This window comes from Flavobacterium cucumis, from assembly GCF_900148835.1.
In the GTDB taxonomy this organism is placed as follows: domain Bacteria; phylum Bacteroidota; class Bacteroidia; order Flavobacteriales; family Flavobacteriaceae; genus Flavobacterium; species Flavobacterium cucumis.
On record NZ_FRYK01000006.1, the window covers coordinates 25,513 to 47,604 of the forward strand.

20 protein-coding genes are annotated in these 22,092 nt (G+C 33.6%); all 20 read right to left on the reverse strand.

Going from position 1 to position 22,092, the window contains the following annotated elements:
* Window positions 1–136: 136 nt before the first annotated feature.
* The 20 genes from hisA to BUE95_RS12420 all read right to left on the reverse strand — a co-directional run bounded on the left by hisA (window position 137) and on the right by BUE95_RS12420 (window position 22,089).
* On the reverse strand, window positions 137–862 hold the full coding sequence (gene hisA / locus BUE95_RS12325) for a 1-(5-phosphoribosyl)-5-[(5-phosphoribosylamino)methylideneamino]imidazole-4-carboxamide isomerase (RefSeq protein WP_073584969.1): 726 nt from the start codon (window positions 860–862) through the stop codon (window positions 137–139).
* Window positions 863–984: 122 nt separating this feature from the next.
* The gene (gene hisH / locus BUE95_RS12330) at window positions 985–1,614 is read right to left on the reverse strand and encodes an imidazole glycerol phosphate synthase subunit HisH (RefSeq protein ID WP_073584971.1); all 630 of its coding nucleotides are present in this window, start codon (window positions 1,612–1,614) and stop codon (window positions 985–987) included.
* Window positions 1,615–1,647: 33 nt separating this feature from the next.
* Window positions 1,648–2,787, reverse strand: a complete 1,140-nt coding sequence (gene hisB, locus BUE95_RS12335; protein WP_073584973.1) for a bifunctional histidinol-phosphatase/imidazoleglycerol-phosphate dehydratase HisB — start codon at window positions 2,785–2,787, stop codon at window positions 1,648–1,650.
* Entirely contained in the window at window positions 2,759–3,820 is a 1,062-nt protein-coding gene (gene hisC / locus BUE95_RS12340; protein ID WP_073584975.1) for a histidinol-phosphate transaminase, read from the reverse strand. Before hisC ends, hisB begins: the two co-directional genes overlap by 29 nt.
* A gap of 116 nt (window positions 3,821–3,936) precedes the next feature.
* Window positions 3,937–5,217: a histidinol dehydrogenase gene (hisD, locus tag BUE95_RS12345; RefSeq protein WP_073585181.1), complete on the reverse strand. Its 1,281-nt coding sequence runs from the start codon at window positions 5,215–5,217 to the stop codon at window positions 3,937–3,939.
* A gap of 165 nt (window positions 5,218–5,382) precedes the next feature.
* On the reverse strand, window positions 5,383–6,240 hold the full coding sequence (gene hisG, locus BUE95_RS12350; protein ID WP_073584977.1) for an ATP phosphoribosyltransferase: 858 nt from the start codon (window positions 6,238–6,240) through the stop codon (window positions 5,383–5,385).
* Window positions 6,241–6,505: 265 nt separating this feature from the next.
* On the reverse strand, window positions 6,506–7,006 hold the full coding sequence (locus tag BUE95_RS12355) for a DUF2231 domain-containing protein (protein ID WP_073584979.1): 501 nt from the start codon (window positions 7,004–7,006) through the stop codon (window positions 6,506–6,508).
* A gap of 18 nt (window positions 7,007–7,024) precedes the next feature.
* Window positions 7,025–7,726 (reverse strand): VIT1/CCC1 transporter family protein, encoded by a 702-nt coding sequence (locus tag BUE95_RS12360; RefSeq protein WP_073584981.1) that lies wholly within the window; start codon window positions 7,724–7,726, stop codon window positions 7,025–7,027.
* Window positions 7,727–7,758: 32 nt separating this feature from the next.
* Window positions 7,759–8,871, reverse strand: a complete 1,113-nt coding sequence (locus BUE95_RS12365; RefSeq protein WP_073584983.1) for an efflux RND transporter periplasmic adaptor subunit — start codon at window positions 8,869–8,871, stop codon at window positions 7,759–7,761.
* Window positions 8,871–13,211 carry a CusA/CzcA family heavy metal efflux RND transporter gene (locus BUE95_RS12370; protein ID WP_073585183.1) on the reverse strand — a complete coding sequence of 1,447 codons (4,341 nt, stop codon included), beginning with the start codon at window positions 13,209–13,211 and terminating at the stop codon, window positions 8,871–8,873. The genes BUE95_RS12365 and BUE95_RS12370 overlap by 1 nt, the downstream gene beginning before the upstream one ends.
* 88 nt (window positions 13,212–13,299) lie before the next feature.
* Window positions 13,300–13,677, reverse strand: a complete 378-nt coding sequence (locus BUE95_RS12375; protein ID WP_073584985.1) for a hypothetical protein — start codon at window positions 13,675–13,677, stop codon at window positions 13,300–13,302.
* A gap of 67 nt (window positions 13,678–13,744) precedes the next feature.
* Window positions 13,745–15,655: an LTA synthase family protein gene (locus tag BUE95_RS12380; protein WP_234977656.1), complete on the reverse strand. Its 1,911-nt coding sequence runs from the start codon at window positions 15,653–15,655 to the stop codon at window positions 13,745–13,747.
* Window positions 15,656–15,723: 68 nt separating this feature from the next.
* Window positions 15,724–16,080, reverse strand: a complete 357-nt coding sequence (locus BUE95_RS12385) for a diacylglycerol kinase family protein (RefSeq protein WP_073584989.1) — start codon at window positions 16,078–16,080, stop codon at window positions 15,724–15,726.
* A gap of 74 nt (window positions 16,081–16,154) precedes the next feature.
* Window positions 16,155–17,534 carry a sensor histidine kinase gene (locus BUE95_RS12390; protein ID WP_073584990.1) on the reverse strand — a complete coding sequence of 460 codons (1,380 nt, stop codon included), beginning with the start codon at window positions 17,532–17,534 and terminating at the stop codon, window positions 16,155–16,157.
* A gap of 2 nt (window positions 17,535–17,536) precedes the next feature.
* Window positions 17,537–18,421 carry a cation diffusion facilitator family transporter gene (locus BUE95_RS12395; protein ID WP_073584992.1) on the reverse strand — a complete coding sequence of 295 codons (885 nt, stop codon included), beginning with the start codon at window positions 18,419–18,421 and terminating at the stop codon, window positions 17,537–17,539.
* Between the two features lies 1 nt (window position 18,422).
* Window positions 18,423–19,088 carry a response regulator transcription factor gene (locus BUE95_RS12400; protein WP_073584994.1) on the reverse strand — a complete coding sequence of 222 codons (666 nt, stop codon included), beginning with the start codon at window positions 19,086–19,088 and terminating at the stop codon, window positions 18,423–18,425.
* 11 nt (window positions 19,089–19,099) lie between these two features.
* Window positions 19,100–20,422: a DUF3570 domain-containing protein gene (locus BUE95_RS12405; protein ID WP_073584996.1), complete on the reverse strand. Its 1,323-nt coding sequence runs from the start codon at window positions 20,420–20,422 to the stop codon at window positions 19,100–19,102.
* 46 nt (window positions 20,423–20,468) lie between these two features.
* Complete coding sequence (locus tag BUE95_RS12410; RefSeq protein WP_073584998.1) at window positions 20,469–20,678, reverse strand: DUF4266 domain-containing protein; 210 nt, start codon at window positions 20,676–20,678, stop codon at window positions 20,469–20,471.
* Window positions 20,679–20,683: 5 nt separating this feature from the next.
* On the reverse strand, window positions 20,684–21,655 hold the full coding sequence (locus BUE95_RS12415) for an FAD:protein FMN transferase (RefSeq protein WP_073585000.1): 972 nt from the start codon (window positions 21,653–21,655) through the stop codon (window positions 20,684–20,686).
* Window positions 21,652–22,089, reverse strand: coding sequence for a thioredoxin family protein (locus BUE95_RS12420; RefSeq protein WP_073585002.1), 438 nt, complete (start codon window positions 22,087–22,089; stop codon window positions 21,652–21,654). Before BUE95_RS12420 ends, BUE95_RS12415 begins: the two co-directional genes overlap by 4 nt.
* Window positions 22,090–22,092: the final 3 nt, after the last annotated feature.

Sequence of the window (22,092 nt, forward strand, 5' to 3'; positions counted from 1 at the left end):
TAAGCGATTAGTGATTAGCTTTACAGACTTTCCACTTTTTACTTTTCACTTTTTACTTTTTACTTTTCACTTTTTACTTTTTACTTTTCACTTTTTACTTTTTACTTTCCACTTTCCACTTTCCACTTTCCACTTTTCACTTATTAATAATATAGTTCTCTAACTGTTTTAAACTTATTCTTCCTTCGTAAATAGCTTTCCCTATGATGGTGCCTTCGCAACCTAATTCGGCTAACTTGGGTAATTCCTCAAAAGTTGAAATACCTCCAGAAGCGATTAATTTCAAATCTGTTGTTTGCTCTAATATTCTTTGATACAATTCAAAACTAGGGCCTTCTAACATCCCATCTTTGGAAATATCGGTACAAATTACGTATTGTATTCCTTCTTTTTGATAGCTTTGGATAAATGGAATTAATTCTTCTTGGGATTCTTCCAACCAACCTGATATGGCTACTTTTTCGTTCATTGCATCGGCTCCTAATATGATTTTATCAGCACCATATTGTTGAATCCAACTTTTAAACACATCGGATTGTTTGATTGCTATACTGCCTCCTGTAATTTGGTTCGCACCATTCTCAAAAGCAATTTTCAAATCGGCATCGGATTTTAATCCCCCACCAAAATCAATTTTTAATTTTGTTTTAGAAGCAATTTGTTCTAATACTTTGTAATTTACAATTTGACTAGATTTGGCTCCGTCTAAGTCCACCAAATGTAAATATTCAATTCCGTGAGCTTCAAAGGATTTGGCAACCTCTAAAGGATTTTCGTTATAAATTTTTTTCGTATCATAATCGCCTTTAGAAAGTCGGACGCATTTTCCTTCTATAATATCAATTGCGGGTATAATTCTCATTTTCTATTTATTTTTTGGATGACGGATTGTAAAAATTTGAGAAATCTTTAAAATCTTACAATTGTTTAAGATTAAATTTTTGAAATTTCTTGTATTTCTGAAATCTGTGTTCCTTTTTTTAATTAAAGGTTTAAAAAGTTTTTCAAAATTTGTTCTCCGAATATGCCACTCTTTTCTGGGTGAAATTGTACTCCGAAGAAATTATCACGTTGTAAAGCGGTGCTATATGCCAGTTCATAATTTGTTGTAGCAATTGTATTTTCCGATAATGGCGCATAATAACTGTGAACCAAATACATAAACTCGTTTTCTTTTATTCCATCAAACAATGCCGATTTTAGGTTGTAAATCGTGTTCCAACCCATTTGAGGAACTTTTACTTCGTTAGAGAATTTCACCACATTGACATCAAAAATTCCTAATCCATTCGTGTTTCCTTCCTCTGAATGTTGGCACATCAATTGCATGCCCAAACAAATTCCTAAGACGGGTTGTTTTAACGTTGGAATTAATACATCTAAACCACTATCTTCCAACATTTTCATGGCACTACTCGCCTCGCCTACACCTGGGAAAATTACTTTATCTGCAGCTTTTATCGCATTCCAATCGTTGGTAACATTTCCTTCAAAGCCAAGTCGCTCCAAAGCGAATAAGACGCTTTGTACATTTCCTGCTCCGTAATCTATTATTGCTAGCCCCCCAGCCCCCAAAGGGGGAGTTTGACTCACTGTATTTACATTCTTTTTCATAATCTTTTAATTCCCCCTTTGGGGGTTAGGGGGCTACAACATTCCTTTAGTACTTGGCAAAATCATTTTCTCTGTATCGCGTTTGACAGCCACTTTAATAGCTTTTGCGAAGGCTTTGAAAATTGCTTCAATCTTGTGGTGTTCGTTTGTACCTTCTGCCTTGATATTTAGATTGGCTTTAGCACCATCGGTGAACGATTTAAAGAAGTGGAAAAACATTTCTGTTGGCATTTGACCAATCATCTCACGTTTGAATTCGGCTTCCCAAACCAACCAATTTCTTCCACCAAAATCGATAGCTGCTTGTGCTAAACAATCATCCATTGGCAAACAAAATCCGTAACGTTCAATGCCTAGCTTATTTCCTAATGCTTTAGCAAAAACTTCCCCTAGAGCAATCGCAGTGTCTTCAATAGTGTGGTGTTCGTCTACTTCTAAATCCCCTTTTACTTGAATGTCTAAATCCATTTGACCGTGACGGGCAATTTGATCCAACATGTGATTAAAAAAGGAAATTCCTGTGTTGATATTGCTTTTTCCTGTTCCGTCTAAATTTAATGTGATGGCAATATCAGTCTCATTAGTTGTTCTTGAAAGGGATGCTGTTCTTTCATTTAATTTCAAAAACTCATAGATTTTTTGCCAATTGGTCGTTTGTAAAGCGATTACATTTTGTAACACTTCCCAAGCAGTGTCCACTTCATTCCCACCTAAATTTGCTTCGTTTTTGATAAAAATAGCTTTCGAACCTAAGTTTTTTGCTAATTCTATATCGGTGATTCTATCCCCAATTACAAATGAATTTTCCAAATCATATTCCGGATTGTTCAAATATTTAGTTAACATTCCAGTTCTTGGTTTTCTTGTTGGGGCATTATCTTCAGGAAAACTTCTGTCAATGAAAATTTCGTCGAAAGTTACCCCTTCATTTTCAAATGCTTTTAAAATAAAATTCTGGGTTGGCCAAAAGGTATCTTCAGGAAAACTAGCTGTTCCCAAACCGTCTTGATTGGTTACCATAGCCAATTCAAAGTCTAATTCTTTAGCGATTTTACTCATGAATTGGAAAACCTTAGGATAAAATTCCAATTTTGTCAAACTATCCAACTGGTAATTTTCAGGTTCTAAGGCTAACGTTCCATCTCTATCGATAAACAATACTTTTTTTGACATCATCAAAGTTTTTAATTAGTTCTACTATTTGTTCGGTTTCTTCTTTTGTTCCAACGCTAATTCGCAAACAATTTTCGCACAACGGTTGGGTACTTCGATTTCTAACTACTATCCCATTATCAATAAATTGTTGGTATCTAAAATTAGCATCATCGACTTTAATTAAAATAAAATTGGCATCAGAAGGATAGATTTTCTCCACAAATTTACATTTGGAAAGGGCATTCACTAACTTAGTTCTCTCGGTTATTATTTTTTTTACCTGTGCCGGCATAGTACTTTGCAATAATTTCTTTACCGCTGTTTCCTGAGACAAACCGTTGATGTTATAAGGAGGCTTAATTTTATTTAAAACGGAAATAATTTCTTTAGATGCATATAAAATTCCAATTCGTAAACCTGCCATAGCATAGGCTTTTGACAATGTTTGTGTAATGATAAGATTTGGAAAATCTTTTAAAACGCTTAACCAACTCTCGTCTTTAGAAAAATCAATATAAGCTTCATCTAAAACTACAAAACCCTTGAACTGATTTAAAATTTTAATCACTGCAGTATCCGTAAAAGAATTTCCCGTTGGATTGTTTGGCGAGCACAAAAAGATGATTTTTGTATTTGCATCTACAGCTTCTAAAATAGCGTCAACATTGGGTTGAAACGCTTCATTTAACAGTACTTCTCTATTTTCAATGGCATTGATATTCGCCAAAACACCATACATTCCATAAGTCGGCGGCAACGTTATAATATTATCCCGATTCGGTTCGCAAAAAGCTCTAAAAATTAAATCTAAGACTTCATCACTACCGTTTCCTAAAATAACATTGTCTTTAGGTACATTATTTCTATCTGCAATTATTGCTTTTAACTCTTTCTGTTGGGGATCTGGATAACGATTCATTCCATTGGAAAACGGATTTTCATTGGCATCCAAATATATCATAGGTTTAGTAAATTGCTCAAACTCGTCACGTGCTGAAGAATAAGGGCTCAGTTTTTTTACGTTTTCTCGGATTAAGTTTTCTAAATTCATATATCTTTATTTTTAAACACATAGTCACATTAGCTATTTTTTTGTGTTGATTTTAGTCGTTTTACTTGACATAGTTCACATATTTCACTAATTTTAAATCTATATGTCTATATGTTTTAATTATTTTTTAGTCGTAATGATACAGCGTTTTTGTGTGCTTGTAAACCTTCGGCTTCTGCCATAACTTCTATTGCTTTTCCAATATTTTGAATACCTTCGTTTGATATTTTTTGGAAGGTCATGGCTTTCAAGAAACTATCTAAATTGACGCCGCTATAACTTTTTGAGTATCCATTTGTAGGCAACGTGTGATTTGTTCCTGAAGCATAATCTCCTGCACTTTCAGGGGTGTAATTACCAATAAAAATTGATCCTGCGTTCTGAATTCCGTCTATAAAATAATCTTCATTTTGAGAACACAAGATAAAATGTTCTGGACCGTATTCATTGATTAAAGATAAGGCTGTTTTTTCCGTTTCTACAAATATCAATTTGGAATTGTTGATGGCTACTTGCGCAATCTCTTGTCTTGGAAGTTCTTTTAACTGTTTGTATACTTCTTCTTCTACATCATTTAGGATGTTTTTATTTGTAGTAACTAAAATTACCTGACTATCTTTTCCGTGTTCGGCCTGACTCAACAAATCGGAAGCTACAAAACTTGGAATAGCGGTTTCATCCGCATAAACCAATAGCTCACTTGGTCCAGCTGGCATATCAATTGCAACTCCGTTCTGTGTTGCAAATTGTTTAGCTATGGTTACAAATTGATTTCCAGGACCGAAAATTTTATAGACTTGTGGAATGGTTGCTGTTCCGAATGTCATACCAGCAATAGCTTGAATTCCACCAACTTTATAAATTTTAGTTACGCCACACAAATCAGCAGCATACAAAATAGCAGCATTTATTTTTCCATTTTTATCAGAAGGCGAACACATCACAATTTCTTGACAACCTGCCAGTTTTGCTGGAACAGCTAACATTAAAACTGTCGAAAATAAAGGAGCTGTTCCTCCAGGTATGTATAAACCAACTTTTTGAATGGGTCTTTTTTCTTGCCAACAAGTAACCCCGATAGCTGTTTCAACCTCAATTTTACCTGTTTTTTGAGCGGCGTGAAACTGTTCAATATTTGATTTGGCTAATTGAATGGCTTCTTTTAATTCGTTTGAAACTTCCTTTTTTGCTATTTCAATTTCTTCTGAAGTTACTTGAATATTTTCTAAAGTTACACCATCAAAAAAAGAAGTGTACTTTGCTATTGCTTTATCCCCTTTCTGTTGTACTTCTTTAAAGATTTGCTTTACCGTTTCTTCAACATCTGTGAAGGTTTGAGTAGGTCTTTTACAAATATCTGACCAAGTTTCGGGTTGTGGGTTGTATATTTTTTTCATGATTCTATTTTTTAATTTTTGAAACACATAGCCTCATAGTTTCTATTTTTAATCTAAAACTCCAGACGTTTCACTTTAGATAGATGACATAGCAATGTGTAAAATGCAATACTTTTTCAGATTTCTAATTATCAAAATTTCTATGTGCTTATGTGTTTAATTCCTTTACAATACCATTTTTTCAATTGGGCAAACCAATATACCTTCGGCTCCAGCCTCTTTTAATTGGTCGATAACTTCCCAGAATTTATCCTCATCAATTACCGAGTGTACACTGCTCCAACCTTCTTCTGCTAAGGGCATTACTGTTGGACTTTTCAATACAGGTAAAATTTGACTAATCTCTGCAATCTTATCATTGGGAACATTCATCAAAATGTATTTTGATTTTCTGGAACGTAAAACAGCTTGGATTCTAAATTGTAGTTTGACAACTAATTTTTTAGCTTCTTCAGAAATTTGAGGTGATACGGCCAAGACGGCTTCGCTCTTAAGAATAACTTCTACCTCTTTTAATCCATTTTTGAATAAAGTACTGCCGCTGGAAACAATATCTACAATGGCATCCGAAAGTCCAATATTGGGGGCAATTTCAACAGAACCAGAAATTTGGTGAATGTCTACTGAAATTCCCTTTGAAGAAAAATAGTCAACTACTGTCTTGGGATAAGAAGTTGCCACTCGTAATCCGTTTAAATCTTGAATGGTGTTGTAATTAAAATTTTTAGGTACTGCAACCGAAACTTTGCATTTTGAGAAACCTAGCTTTTCCGCAATTTCAATGTTCTGTCCTTTTTCTACCAATAAATTATCCCCTACAATGGCAATGTCGACTACGCCATCTATCAAATATTGAGGGATATCCGAGTTTCTTAGATAATAGACTTCTAAAGGAAAATTAGAAGCGGTTACTTTTAGTTGGTCGTTACCATTGTAAACTGAAATACCGCAATCTTTTAAGATTTGAATACTTTCATCGTGTAGACGTCCTGATTTTTGAATAGCAATTTTTAAGGTGTTCATTTTATTTCACTTTAAAGTTTTAAAAAAAGTACACCAAGGGGTTTTAAAAAATGCTTAACAACAAAAAACCCGTTTGATGTACTCAAACGGGTTAATAGTTTTATATGATTTCATTACATATCATCACTACCTCGCTTGAGCGTGGAACAAATGATGATGATGATGTAATTGATTTAAAAACATAATTTCTGTTATTTTTTAACAATGCAAATGTAACAACTAATTTTTGGAATAAACAAAATGTTTTTGAAATTTTATATTTTGTTTAATGGTTTTCATTGTGTGATTCTTCTTGATAATTCGCGTCTGGAGTACTACTATTACTGGTGTTTTCTCTGATTTCGGTATGACGAATTTCCCCTCCAGAAGTTCCAACATTTTTAGACAAAACCGCTGCACCTATTGCTAAAATCAAAACAATATAGGAAACAATTGCTGCTTTTGCCTGTTTTTTAAAATTGACAATTAATCCTAAAATAGCTAAAATACCTAATCCATAAAGTACTTTCATGAACGTTTCGGCAATCTCTTCATGTATGTGAATGATGTCATGTGAAATGCCTAATTCTTCTACAATCTCTTCTGCTCCCTCACCAGTCATCATAGTGGCTTTCGCCATAATCATACAAATGATAAACATGACATAGGCTGTATTAATTAAAATCGTTTGCTTTTTTAAAATTCCAAAGCTTAATATTCCTATTCCAAAAAATAGACCAATGATTGGAAAATGGTTTACGACCATGTGTAAATGCGCTTCATTCATGTTATTTAAATTTTAAAATTAAACACTAACGCCAAATAGATAGCCCACTAAAGCAGATATTACCATTGCAATTGTCCCCCAAATGGTAACACGAAGAATGGCTTTGATTACATTTGAACCACCTGTTTTTGCGGCTGTTGCCCCCAAAATAACCAAGAAAAAAATAGTCGAACCATACAACCAATATTCCATTCCTTGTAAAGGTAAAAAAAGCACAACTAGAAGCGGTAAAATACCACCAACAGTAAAAGCAGTACCTGAAGCAAAAGCTGCTTGAATAGGTTTTGCTTGGCTTATTTCATTGATCCCTAATTCGTCTCTGATATGTGTTCCTAAAGCATCGTGTGCCGTTAATTCTTTAGCAACCCGTTCGGCAGTTTCTTTGGTTAGTCCTCTTTTTTCATAAATCTGTGCTAAAATTAGAAGTTCTTCCTCTGGAGATTCATTCAACTCTTTTTTTTCTCTATCAATATCTGCTTTCTCTGTATCCGTTTGTGAACTTACAGATACATATTCTCCAGCTGACATCGATAATGCACCTGCTACCAAACCAGCAATTGTAGCCAATAAAATGGGTTCTTTATCCGAACTTGCAGCTGCCACACCAACTGCCAAACTTGAAATCGAAATGATTCCATCATTAGCCCCTAAAACAGCTGCTCTAAGCCAATTGCTTCTGTGAATGTAATGACTATCTAAATAATTATCAATAGTTAGCATTTGATTTCAAATTTGGATTGAATGTACTTAAATTAATTTAAATCGAAGACTCCTTTTACCAAAATTTTTGATTCCTGATGTACGTTTTCATCAGAAATAATCTCGGTATGATGTTCAGATACTTCTCCTGTTGCTACTAAGGTTTTACGAAAACTAAACTGGTTGTTTTGTTCCTTAACAAGTAAAAGCACAAAACTTTTATCATTTTCTTTGATAATAGCATCATTTGGCACACTTAATCCTTTCTTTGTGGTAAGAATAATACTAGCTTCTACAAACATACCTGATAGCAATTTTTCTTTTAATTCAGGTTGTAATACACCTAAAACTGAGATGCTTCTGTCTTTATTCTCAATCGATTTACCTACAGCTTTTACTTTAGAATGGTACACCTCTTTTGAAGCTTGAGGAATAGTAAATTCAATGTTTTGCCCTTCTTTAATTTTTAAAATATCGCTTTCAAAAACGTTTAAGTTTAATAATAAATGTTGGGTATCCACTACTTCCATAATCACATCAGAAGGTGACATAAACATTCCTACATTGGCATTCATTACCGTAATATCTCCTGAAATCGGTGCTTTTAAAGTTATTACCGAAGTAAATTTACCTTTCTCAACATTAGTAGGATTGATATTCAATAGCAATAATTTCTCACGTAAACCTTGATACATTCCTTTAGCTTGACGATAATCGCTTTCTGCTTTTAAATAGTTTTTTTGCGAAGTAATTTTCTCATTGTATAACGTTTTTTGGCGCTCAAATTCAGATTTTAAGTAATTGATTTGTTCGGCAATTGCTACATACTCTTTTTGAATATCCAAGTATTCTGTGTTTTCTAGGGTTACTAAAACTTGTCCTTTAGCCACTTTATCTCCCACGAGAAAGGAAGATGATTTTACATAACCACCAATAAATGGTGTGATTTTAGCACGATATTGTGGTGGAACGTCAATTTTTCCAGAAGCGGAAACCGTTACATTAAATTCGTTTTCCATCAAAGTGGCAATCTCCATTTTAGAAGATTGAAATTGTTCTTTAGTAACCGTTATCAATCCGTTGTTTGGTGTGACCACCTCGGTTTTTTCTTCTTTACAAGAGATGAATAATCCGATTAGTGCTATTAAAATGCTATTTTTTATCATTAGTTTTCGATATTTAGGTAATATAAATCTAAAATAGTGGTGTTGTATTGCATTACGGCATCCAAGTAATCCACTTGAATGGTTGTGGCATTTTCTAAACTTAAAATGTATTGAAAAAAGTCTATTTCGCCGTGTTTGTAACTGCTGTCAGCTACTTTTATGATTTCTTCTGATACTTTTTTTCCATACTCATTGTAGTAAGATATGGCTTCTTGTTGCTGTTCAACTTCTTGTTGTTTTTGTTTGATATAAGCATCTATTTTAGTTTCTTCCTGTTTCTTTTGGGCTTCCCAAGCTTGTGTTTCTAGTTTGGCAACTTTTGATTTGGTACTATTTCCGCTGAATAAGATGGGTACTGATAATCCAATTTGAAATCCATATAAGGATTGGGATAAGCCGTTATTTTTTCCTTGAAAATATTCCAAATTCAAATCCGGTAACCAATTTTGTTTTTGCAAACTTTGATTTGATTTGTAAATATTAGTAAACGATTCTAGATGTGATAGATACAAATCTTTACTTGAACTTAATGTTACAGTTGAAATAGGTTCGGATAGTTGATTAGAAATTACAATTTCTTCTTCACTTTGGACTAAAGATTGCAACACTTCTACTTGTGCTTTTTTTTCTTTTTCCAATTGTGACAATTTGGTTTTGATCTGACGAAATTTAGCTTCAGCTGTAATTTTTTCTAAATAATTGGTTTCGCCTAATTCAAATCTTCTATTGCTTGCTTTAGAAAAATTTTGGTACAAGCTATCCAAATAGCGGTATAATTTTTCTTGGTGTTGCACATTTACAATTTGGTAATACACCTGTGAAATTTTTAATTTGAGCTGGTTTTGCTGAATTTCAAATCCGGTTTTCTCTTTTTCATATTCCGCTTTATATAATTTCTTTTTAGCACCATAAACCGTTGGGAAAGCAAATTTTTGTTGGGCACCAAAGACTTTCAAAGGCATCTCATTTAAAGCTAAGTTGTTTTGATCATAACTATAATACACATTTGTTTTTTCGAAATCATAGGCCAATTTTATAGCTTGTTTTGCTTTTTCAATCTTCACTTGTCCTGCTTTAATTCCTGCATTGTTTGAAATGGCTTTCTGAACCAAACCGTCTAATTCAGGATTTTTTTGTTGTGAAAAACCTATAATTGGCAACACCATAAAGATCAGTAAAAGAGCTGCCTTTTTTCCCTTTTTAAATTTTGGTTTTTTGAATTCCTTTTCATCAAAAATTTTAAATAAAATAGGCAAAACAATCATGGTTAAAAGAGTTGCAGTAAACAATCCACCAATGACAACTGTTGCCAAAGGACGTTGTACCTCTGCTCCTGCTGAAGACGAAATAGCCATGGGTAAAAATCCAAGAGCTGCAGCCGAAGCAGTTAATAAAACGGGACGTAATCTGTCGGTTGTTCCTTTTAAAATAAGTTCGTTCATATTCGTCATACCTTGGTGTTTCAATTCTTTAAAATGTTCGATTAATACGATTCCGTTTAACACTGCAATTCCGAACAGCGCAATAAATCCTACTCCTGCTGAAATACTAAAAGGTAAATCGCGCATCCATAAGAACAAAATACCTCCCACTGCTGATAATGGAATAGCAGAATACACCATCAACGCTTCTTTTACTGAGCCAAAAGCAAAGTACAACAAGATGAAGATTAAAAATAGAGCAACCGGAACGGCAATTAACAATCGGGCTTTTGCACTTTCTAAATTTTCAAATTGCCCCCCATACGTTACTCGATAACCATCGGGTAAATCAATTTTGGTTGCAATAATTTTCTTCACATCATCCACAACACTTTGTAAATCGCGGTTACGAACGTTGATTCCGACTACAATTCTACGATTGGTGTTGTCTCTTGAGATTTTGGCAGGACCTTCCGTGTATTCTATTTTGGCTAATTCACGTAACGGAATTTGTTCGCCATTTGGTGTGGTCACATATAAATTTTGCAAGTCTTCTAAGTTTTTACGATTGCTTTCGTCTAAACGAACTACCAAATCAAATCGTTTTTCCCCTTCAAATACATTTCCTGCTGTTTTTCCTGCAAATCCTAAAGCAATCATGTCATTCAAATCGGCAATATTCAAACCAAATTGCGCTATCTTACTTCTATCGTATTGTACAAACATTTGAGGTAAACCTTCTGTTTTTTCAATAATAATATCTGAAGCCCCTTCAACATTTTTAATTGCTTTTTCAATTTCGTGTGCTTTTTTGGCTAAAATATCAAGGTCTTCACCAAATATTTTAATGGCTACATCCGAACGAGAACCTGAGATCAATTCATTGAATCGCATTTCGATAGGTTGTGTAAATTCAACTTCCATATTGGGAATTTGTTTTTCGATAGCGGCTTTGATTTTATCGGCTAATTCGTCTTTTGTTGCAGCTGAAACCCATTCTGATTTTGGTTTCAGCTTCACAATCACATCACTTTCCTCCATACTCATAGGATCGGTAGGTACTTCTGCAGCACCAATTCGCGTAACTACTTGATCAACCTCGGGGAAATTCTTTAGAATGATTGTTTCTATTTTGGTTGTGGTTTCAACTGTTTTGGTTAAGGAAGTTCCCGTTTTTAAAACGGGTTGAATCACGAAATCCCCTTCGTCTAATGTGGGGATGAATTCGCCTCCAATTGAAGTAAATACGCCAATTGCTAAAACCAATAGTCCGACAGCACCATAAATTACTTTTTTGGTATTATCTAAAGCCCAAGTAATTACAGGTAGATACCAAGAATTCAATTTGTTAATCAAACGATTGGAAAATGAATTGGGATTTTCTTCTTTAGGTTTTAAAAACATGGAAGACACTACAGGAACGTAGGTAAAGCAGAATAACATTGCTCCAATCAAGGCGAAACTAAACGTCATTGCCATAGGTTTGAACATCTTACCTTCTACTCCAGAAAGCGATAAAATAGGAATGAATACAATTAAGATGATCAACTGTCCGAAGATTGCCGAATTCATCATTTTTGAGGCACTTTTATAGGTGATTTGGTCAATTTCATCTTGACGCTCTTTCTTACTCAAACCCACCAATGTGCTTGATTTCGAAGCGATTTGAAAAGCAATAAATTCGACAATAATTACGGCTCCATCAATAATAATTCCAAAATCGATAGCCCCCAAACTCATTAAGTTGGCATCGATTTTAAAAATATTCATGAACGAAATGGCGAATAGTAAACACAGCGGAATTACAGAAGCCACTACCAATCCTGAACGCCAGTTTCCAAGTAAAAGCACTACTACAAAGATTACAATCAAACAACCTAAAATTAAGTTTTCGGCAACTGTGAAAGTAGTTTTACCTACTAATTCACTTCGTTCTAAAAATCCGTTGATGTAAACACCGTCTGGTAACGTTTTCTCGATTTCTGTTACGCGATGTTTTACGTCATCAATTACTTGTTTCGAATTAGCTCCTTTTAGCATCATCACTTGACCTAACACCTTCTCTCCTTCTCCATTTCCTGTGATAGCTCCAAAACGGTTGGCATGACCAAATTTTACTGCTGCAATATTCTTAACGTAAACTGGATTTCCGTTTACATTTTTAACGACTATATTTTCAATATCTTCTAATTTCGTCACACGACCTTCACCTCGAATAAAATAACTTTGATTCGTTTTCTCGATATACGAACCACCTGCAATGCTGTTGTTTTTTTCAATCGCTTCAAAAAGTTCGTTAACCGAAATATTCATCGCTTTCAAACTCGAAGAATGAATGGCAATTTCGTATTGTTTTAAGTACCCACCCCAGGTATTGATTTCTACAACCCCTTTTATTCCTGATAATTGTCGTTTTACTACCCAATCTTGAATGGTACGCAAATCGGTAATGGTGTAACGATCTTTGAATTCCGGTTTCACTTCTAGGGTATATTGATAAACTTCCCCTAAACCTGTTGTAATTGGACCCATTTCGGGTGTACCAAAACCTTGAGGGATTTTTTCAGAAGCGGTTTTGATTTTTTCAGCGATCAATTGTCTTGGTAAATAGGTTCCCATATCTTCTTCAAAAACGATGGTAACTACGGACAACCCAAATTTTGAAATCGAACGAATTTCTTGTACACCAGGTAAATTCGCCATTTCTAATTCCACGGGATACGTGATATACTGTTCGATATCTTGAGTGGATAGATTTCGTGACGTAGTGATGACTTGCACTTGATTGTTCGTAATATCTGGAACAGCACCAATCGAAATTTGGAAAACGGAAAAGATTCCGTAACCTAAAACTCCTAATGTAAAAAGGAGAACAATTAGTTTGTTTCGCAAACTAAAAGCAATTATTTTTTCTAACATTTTATTAAAATTATAATAAACAATAGTATTTATCTGGCGAACCGATAAACACATAAGCATCAATAAAAATGATTATTTACAAAAAATGTTAGGCTATTTTAGGAGGTAACCAAATAGTCGTAATTAAATGCGATTTGAAAGACTGGTGGTAAAAATACTTCTGTTTGGTTGTAATTACAGCTTTTACAGGCTGAATTTGAAAATTAGAATTGTTAACCAATACGAAAACAGTTGAAGCAATTTCAAAGGTTTTAAAAGGTAAATCTTGATGTTCTTCTGGATTGTTTTCTGCGTTTTTAGAGTAATGCAATTCTAGAAAATCGATAAAAGAAATTGAAGTAGTAGCCAACTCGTTTTTGTGCTCATTATAATGTTCGATTAAATTCGGAATTTTCAATAACTGCCCTATCGATGTGTTGGCACACATAAAAACAGTAATTAAAAAAAGGGCTATTAGCTTGTTCATTTTAATCGAGTTATCTAACTACCCTACAAAGGTAAAGAATAAAATTAAGATATACCTTAAGGACTGCTTAATGTTGATTAATCAATTTAACTTCCATTTTTCCGTTTTTAAATCGTTCACTTGCAATTTGATAATAGGAAATAGTTTTGTTTTTTGAGGAATCGTTATGAATCCGTTTTGGTTCTAATATTTTATTTTTTGCATTCCATTCATATTGATTTACTTTTTTTCGGTCGTTAATTTCAGTAAAAGTAATTCCTTCTAACAATCCTAAAGTTCTGTAGTTTCCTAAAAATGCTCTTTGCTCAGAAGTTTTCATCTTTGAAATATCCTTACCAAAGAAACTGGAAGTATAATTCCAATTTAAATAACCAAAAAGTGTTGGCATTAAATCAATTTGTGAAACCAATTTATCAACTTTTTCATTTTTGGTGTTTAAATTGTAAATTATAGCAGGTATGTGATGTTTATCTACATTAATTTCCCATTTACCAGCGCTACTGGCACAATGATCTGCCACTATAACAAAAACAGTGTTTGAATACCATTTCTTTGTTTTTGCTTGTTTTATAAATTGTCCCAATGCATAATCGGTATATTTCACCGCTGCTTCACGGCTTCCTTGTTTTAAGTTAACTTTATTATCGGGAAAAGTATAAGGTTTATGATTTGACGTTGTCATTATAAATTGAAAAAAAGGGTGATTGGAAGTAGCTTCAAAATCTGCTCTTTTTAGTGCTTGTTTGTAAGTATCCTCATCACAAATCCCCCAAGCATTTTCAAATGTAACTTCGTTATCTGGAATAGCTGTTCTCGTCGTAACTATTTTATCAGATAATGGATTTCCTCTATCTCTATCAATTATATTAAATCCTTGACCTCCGAAAAAAGTATTCATATTATCAAAATAACCATCTCCTCCATAGATAAAATCAAGTTGATAGCCTTTTTGTTTTAAAATAGTGGCAATAGAAAATAAGTTGTCATTATTTTGCCTTCTCACGATACTATTTCCTGGGGTTGGAGGTACACACAATGTTAACGCTTCCATTCCTCTAACCGTTCTAGTTCCAGTTGCATACATGTTTTGAAAAAAAATTCCTTCATTTGCAAGTTGGTTGATATTAGTAGTTAAATTTTCAGCATTTCCAAATTCACTCAAAAAATCAGCACTTAAACTTTCTATGCAAATTAGAATGATATTAGGTGTTACTTCATTAATTTTACCTGTTACAACTCTCGAAATATCATCGTAATTATCAGAACTAAATTTTTCATCTGATGCTATTAAATCAGACTTTACAATTTTATAAGCCAACTTTTCATCCAATTTTGTGTAAAATAAGTCATAATCTAATTCGTTGGAACGAAAAGCAGCAAAAAAAGAAAAAACACCATTTTTAGATAGTTCATTTTGATAAATATTGGAGCTCCATTCAGCGGATTTATTTTCTAAAACTGAAAACAAACTGATAAGGAAAAGTAAGTAAACAAAAAGGATTGAAAGTCGGTTTGACAATTTTGGTTTTGAACTAAATACTTGTTTGAAAATTTCGTTCTTCTTTAGCAAATAAAAAATTAATAAAATACAACAAAGTAAAACTAAAACGATAGAGGGTATTGGATAAGATTGATTTATATTCTCAACAACTTCATAAGTATATATTAAATAATCAACAGCAATAAAATTAAATCTTGTATTGAATTCATCCCAAAAAGGAAACTCTGAAAATGAAGAAAATAATATAACGAAAAATAAAAGAAAAAGTATCAAATATGTTAATACAATATCTATTTTTTTTCCAATCCATTTTGAAGGAAGAATTGTTAAATAAAAGATGTAAAATGTTATAAACGCAAAACCGATAGCGATATCAAAAAGAAAACCTTTACCAAAAATAATGAATGAAGTATAAAAGGATAAATCTAATTTATCAATTGAAAGGATAGCTAAAATAGTTCTGGTTATTGTAGCCAAAATTAAATACCCGATAAAAAAACAAATAGCCACCAAATAGCGATTGTAAAGCGATTTTAGATTCATAATTACAAATAAGAAGAATAAGTTAAGTACAGAATGACAATTGAAATTACAACAGCAAAAGAAACAGCACCAGCTGCAATATCTTTTATAAATCCTATTTTATGATGATAGTCTGGATGAATAAAATCACATAATTTTTCTATAGCAGTGTTTAAGCTTTCAATAGCCAATACAAATGCCATACAAAATAGCTGAACAATCCAATCTAATTTGGAGAGTCCCACATAAAAGCCTGAAGCTATTAATAACAGTGAAATAAGTGATTGAGTAATTATTGCATCTTCTGTTTTTATCAATAAAAACATACCATACAAAGCAAATTTTAGACTTTTTATTCGTCCAAATACAAATGACTTCATAAATTAAAATTTAATCAAATGTATTGGTTTAAAATATAGAAATGCTTAAGATTTACTTAATATAAAATTAAGATTTATTTAAATTTAAGGATAAAACTAGTACCCTCATTTAATTTACTTTTTACTTTAATTTCAACATTAAGTAAATCACATAAACGCTTTACAATTGATAAACCAATTCCAGTTCCTTTGATTTCTGGATGATTGGAAATATCGGAGCGATAAAAAGAATTGAAAATTTTATTCACATCTTGTTCAGAAATACCAATTCCATTATCGGAAACGGTAAAGATGATTTCTGTTGGTGTTTTCTCTAATTGCAATACAATTTCGCCATTATCCTGAGAATATTTAATTGCATTTGAAATCAAATTACTAAAAATAATGGAAACCAAATAATTATCCGATTGAATATAATAATCGTCTGTAAAATCAGTTTTTATTTTGAGTTTTTTACTTTCCGTTTTATCTGAAAACCGTGTTAAATTGTCTAAAATTAAGGCATTCAAATAAATCGATTCTTGCTTCACATTTTGTTTTTGATTTTCAAATCGGGCCAACAATAACAACTGGTCCACCATGTGGTTTAAGCGATCAACTTCCGAAATACAGAACTGAATTTTCTCTTCATATTCGTGTTGGTTTCTCGGTTTTCGGATTAAAACCTCCATTGTTCCTTTGATAACAGCAAGTGGCGTTCTTAATTCGTGTGAAGCATCTGAAGTAAACTGTTTTTCACGGTCTACCGCATCTTCTATTCGATTCAAAAGATTGTTGATGTTTTCGGATAAAACAAACAATTCGTCTTTGTTTTGTGGCAATGGAATTCGCGTATTTAAATTATCTTTAGTAATTTGACTAGACGTTTCGATAATGGTTTTAACGGGTTGTATGCTTCTTCCTGCAAAAAATCGGGCAATTAAATACAAAACTATTAAGATTAAAGGAATGGAAATCAATAAGATATTTCTCAAATTCCCTATTACCATCTCGGCATCGTCAAGCGACATGGCTACAACCAAATGTCCAATAATTGCCTTTTCTTGCAGCACTGGGACTTGAATTTGACGAATGGGTTTCTGATTTAACTGGGTATCCATATATTGATTGTCTTTATCAATAGGAAATAATTTCAGATTTAAATTCTTCAAATTGGGCGACTTATCAATTAACTGGTTGTTGCTATCATAAAACTGCACAAAAACAGGGTTAACATCAACCGTATTGTGTTCACGAGCTCTCCATTGGTCCACTTGAAGCAAATAGGTTTCTTGCGAATCCAAACTAATCTCTTCTAGATGTTTTTCCACTTCAACAGCAATATCGGTATTGATATGATTGTAAACGCTGTATTTTACAATTTGAAAAATCACTAGAAATACCATCGAAATCAACAAAGCAGTACTCACAATGTAGTTGAAAGCAATTCTATTTTTAAAGGAAAATGAAAACATAATTAAAGCGTAATAGATTCAAAATTAGGCTCAATATGTATCAAAACATGACCTAATTCCATAAGTTCTTTTCGTAAAGTATCTTTTAAATGATGCGCAATATCATGACCTTCTTTCACTGATTTATTCCCATCAACCATTACATGTAAGTCTACGTGATATTTCATTCCGGCCTTTCTAATAAAGCATTTTTCAATACAAATGACCCCTTCAACGGTTTGAGAAATTCGTTTAATTTCAACCTCCAAATCTTGGTACAAATGTTCGTCCATAACTTCGCCTAAAGCGGGTCGGAAAATTTTATAACAATTGTACAAGATAAATACAGAAGCCAATAAAGCGGCCCAATCATCTGCAGCTTCATACCCTTTCCCGAAATAGAGTGCGATGGAAATTCCAATGAAAGCTGCAACTGAAGTAATGGCATCGCTTCTATGGTGCCAAGCATCTGCTTTTAGTGAACTACTGTTGGTTTCAATGCTCTTTTTCATAACAATTTGAAACGAAACTTCTTTCCATAAAATAATAGCACCGAGAACTAAAAGCGTAAAAGGTTTCGGCAATTCGTGTGGCGTTTGTATGTTTTGAACACTTTCGTAAGCAATAACAGTAGCCGAAGTAATTAAGAAACCCACCACCAGGAACGTAACCAAAGGTTCGGCTCTTCCATGACCATAAGGATGATTTTCATCAGCGGGTTTGTTCGAATATTTAATTCCGAAAAGCACTAAAAAAGAGGCAAAAACATCTGCTGTAGATTCAATAGCATCAGCAATCATAGCGTACGAATTTCCAAAATATCCTGTAATCCCTTTTATTAAAGCTAATAAAGAATTTCCAATGATACTAAAATAAGTCGCTTTGATGGCTTTTTCTGTGTTTGGCATGCTAAATTTCGTTTGCGATGTACCCTACTCCTCTAATGGTTTTAATTAAATCTTGGTCCTTAGTCAAATTCAATTTCTTTCGGATGGAGTTCATAAACACATCAATTACTCCCGTATCGTATTCAAAATGAATGTCCCAAACGTCTTCAATGATGTTTGTTCGGGTGCAAACCTTACCTTTATTTTTAATTAGATATTCGAGTAATTCAAATTCTCTTTGTGTCAAAGATACTTCTTTATTGTCAACAAAAACCTGAAACTTAGACTTGTCAATCGTAATATTTCCTAAAGTTAATACTTTTATTTCATCTTTTGTTCGGAAGTGAATTTTGATGCGCTCCAACAGTTCGTCAAACGAAAACGGTTTTTTGATATAATCGTTAGCACCTGCTTTTAAGCCTTCTATAGTTTCTTGTACCGTATCTTTTGCCGTTAGGAAAATGATAGGCAAATTATTTTTCTCTAAACGGATATTTTTACAAACGTCAATACCTTGCATTTTGGGCAACATCCAATCGAGCAATACTAAATCTACAGGAAGTTCAAGTGCTTTTTTCAAGCCTTCCACACCATCATAAGCCGTGGAAATGGTGTAATTTTCCTCTTCCAAGCCTTGTTTTAGAAAAGCTACAATTCCTTTTTCGTCTTCAACAATTAAAATATGCATGCTACCGAACTTTATTGAACAAATTTTACTCCGAAGGTAAAAATATTTGCTGATAATCCGTCACTTCTATCGTAATGATTGAATCTAAAATCGATATTTTTTAAACCAAATTTCCAAATTTTTGTATTGGTAAAGATATCCGTATAGCCCAACCCAAAGCCATATTGATTGGCTGTGAAGGTTGACAAATCATAATCGGAAGTGTAAAACGCTTCAGTAGAAGTATGCCCTTCGTATGGCGCAAAATACTTCGATTGCTGTTGGGAGTAATAACGGAACATTGGAATAACCGTAAACTTATCCGTTAACTTATACGGAATTTCAATATTGAACGTATGCGATGAAATATCCCAATCATCAAAATAGTAACGATAATAGGTTCTCAAAGTAAATTTTTCATTCAAATAGAAATTCCATCGCGTACCAATTGGCAACTTGAATCGATTGTCTGGTAAACGCTCGATATCATCTGCTAATTGAAACTCATTGATAAAGAAATCCCCTCTGTCTGCAAAATAAACACGTTGGTAAGGGGTTGAAAGTAAACCGTTTTGGTATAAGACATCCATAAAAATAGAGCCTTGAATTTTTTTAGTTACCACTTGAGAAAACGTCAAACTCAACGCAAAAGAATTTCTGTTTTTTTGATCGTGTTCTTTGAAATTTGAAGGATTGTATATTTCAGAAGAAATTTGACCTGGTGTAATTACAAAATCATCATAGATGCCACCATTCATGCCGTTATAATCAACAAAATCTTGTAATTCTTTGGGATAAATTGGTCTCCAAGTATCCAAGTAAACATTTGCGTTAACCGAAACCTCTGAATTTTTTCCGTTAAATAATTTTGAAACACCACCACCAAAGCCTACCGAAGCATAATCATACTCAATAGAACCTGACACGTGACCGTTCCAAATTGTATTTCTGTCATCCGAACTGTGGCTGTAATTTAAAACCAAAGAAGTCAAAACATCCTGAGCTGATGCCCCAGAACTCGCTTGCCATGGACTTGGTGTATTGCTATCAAAGGGATTGATATTTCCTGACGAAGCAGAAGAATATGCCGAAATTCCAGCATCAACCGTTAATACATCATCATCATTAAGTGGAATAGCTACCACAAATGTTGGTGTGATATTCGTTAATTCCTCCATACCATTACCCCCCGAAACGGCAGAGTGAATTCCGTCTTGTTTGTAGTAGCTCATCAAAAAGTCTACTTCAATCGATTCTAAAACACGTTTTTTATAGACTACTTCAGTCGAATCTTTCTCTTGCGAAAAACTCAACGTAGTAAAAAAAACAAAAACTATTATACTTATATTTTTCATAAATTAATTACCCATTACCTATTACCCATCACCAATTACCCATCACCTAATTACATCCGCAACCTCCACCTGTTTTTCCTCCATTAGCACCCGAAGCCGCTTCACGATAAACTTGAAACGTAGTTTCAAAACGCTCTGAACTTCTAGCCGAAAGTTTCATATCAGGGTCGTTAATGTATTGTTTGTCGTATTCTTTTACGGAGTTGCAAGAGGTGAATCCCAAAACTACTATTGCGATTAAAATGACTTTTTTCATACTTGCTATTTTTTAATGTCTATATTTTTTGATGTGTGAATCACGCCTTTATCATCTACTATGATACAACCAATTCCGTTTAGTTGATTGATTAAATCCAAACCTACTTCGACTCCTAAAACGAAAATTCCGGTAGCCAAAGCATCTGCGATTTCGGTTTGTTTTGCAAAAACAGAAACACTTACAATTCCGCTTGCTGGATACCCTGTTCGTGGATCAATAATGTGAGAATAGCGTTTACCCTTGAACGTAACAAACTTCTCATAACTTCCAGAAGTTTCCACAGCAGCATCGTCTAAAGGAAAAGTAGCGAACACTTTATTTTTATTCATAGGATTGACAACACCTACGGTCCAGCTTTGTCCATCAGGTTGTTTACCCCAAGTATTGATGTCGCCTGAAACATTCACTAAGCCTGATTTACATCCTTTTATTTGAAGTAACACTTTAATCTTGTCAGCGATGTAACCTTGACCAATTCCGCCAAGACCTAATTTCATTCCTTTATTTTTAAGGAAAATTGTTGTATCCTTTGGATTTAGAATGATGTTTTGATAGCCCACTTTTTCAACGGATTTTTTGATAGCTTCTTCCGATGGCATTTCTTTCATGCTTCCGTCGAATTTCCAAATCTTATCCATTGAAGCATATGAAATATCAAAAGCTCCAGAAGTCAGTTTGGAAATCTTAATCGCGCGTTCCACCAAATCATACACTTCTTGGTCTACTTTTACAGGTTGAATGCCTGCATTCTGATTCACCAGAGAAATTTGAGTGGTTGGAATCCAATCCGAAATTAAGTTTTCTATTCGCTTCACTTCATTAATGGCTAAAGCGGTAAAATAATCTCCTTCTACAGTATCTTTAGCAACCACAGTTATTTCAAACGGACTTCCTAACAAACTTTGCGTTTTCTTGAAAATTTGCTGGGCTAAACCTAATTGGGTAAGCAAAAGAAAAACGACTATTTTTTTCATTTTTTGTCAATTGCGTGAATCATTTTGATATACTCTTCAGGAGCAACATTTTTAAAGCCCATTTTTCCTAGAACTTTTCCGTTTTTATCCAAAATTACTACCAAAGGAAAACTACCTTCACCGTTATACTTTTCGGCTAATTTTCTATTGTGTTCGGTTTGTTCTTTAGATAATACATTTGCTTTTTTTCTCGGAAAATCGGCACGAACAACCACCCACGATTTTTCAGCTTCATTCTTAAAGATTTGGGATTGCCAAATGGTTTTGTCTAACTTAATGCAAGGCGCACACCAATCAGAACCAGAAAAAACAACAATTATGTTTTTATCTTGCTCAGAGGCTTGTTTTTTAGCATCCTCAAAATTATAACTCCACTCCTGAGCCACTATAAATTGGGAGATGGAAAGAGCAATTAAAAGAAGTAACTTTCTCATTTC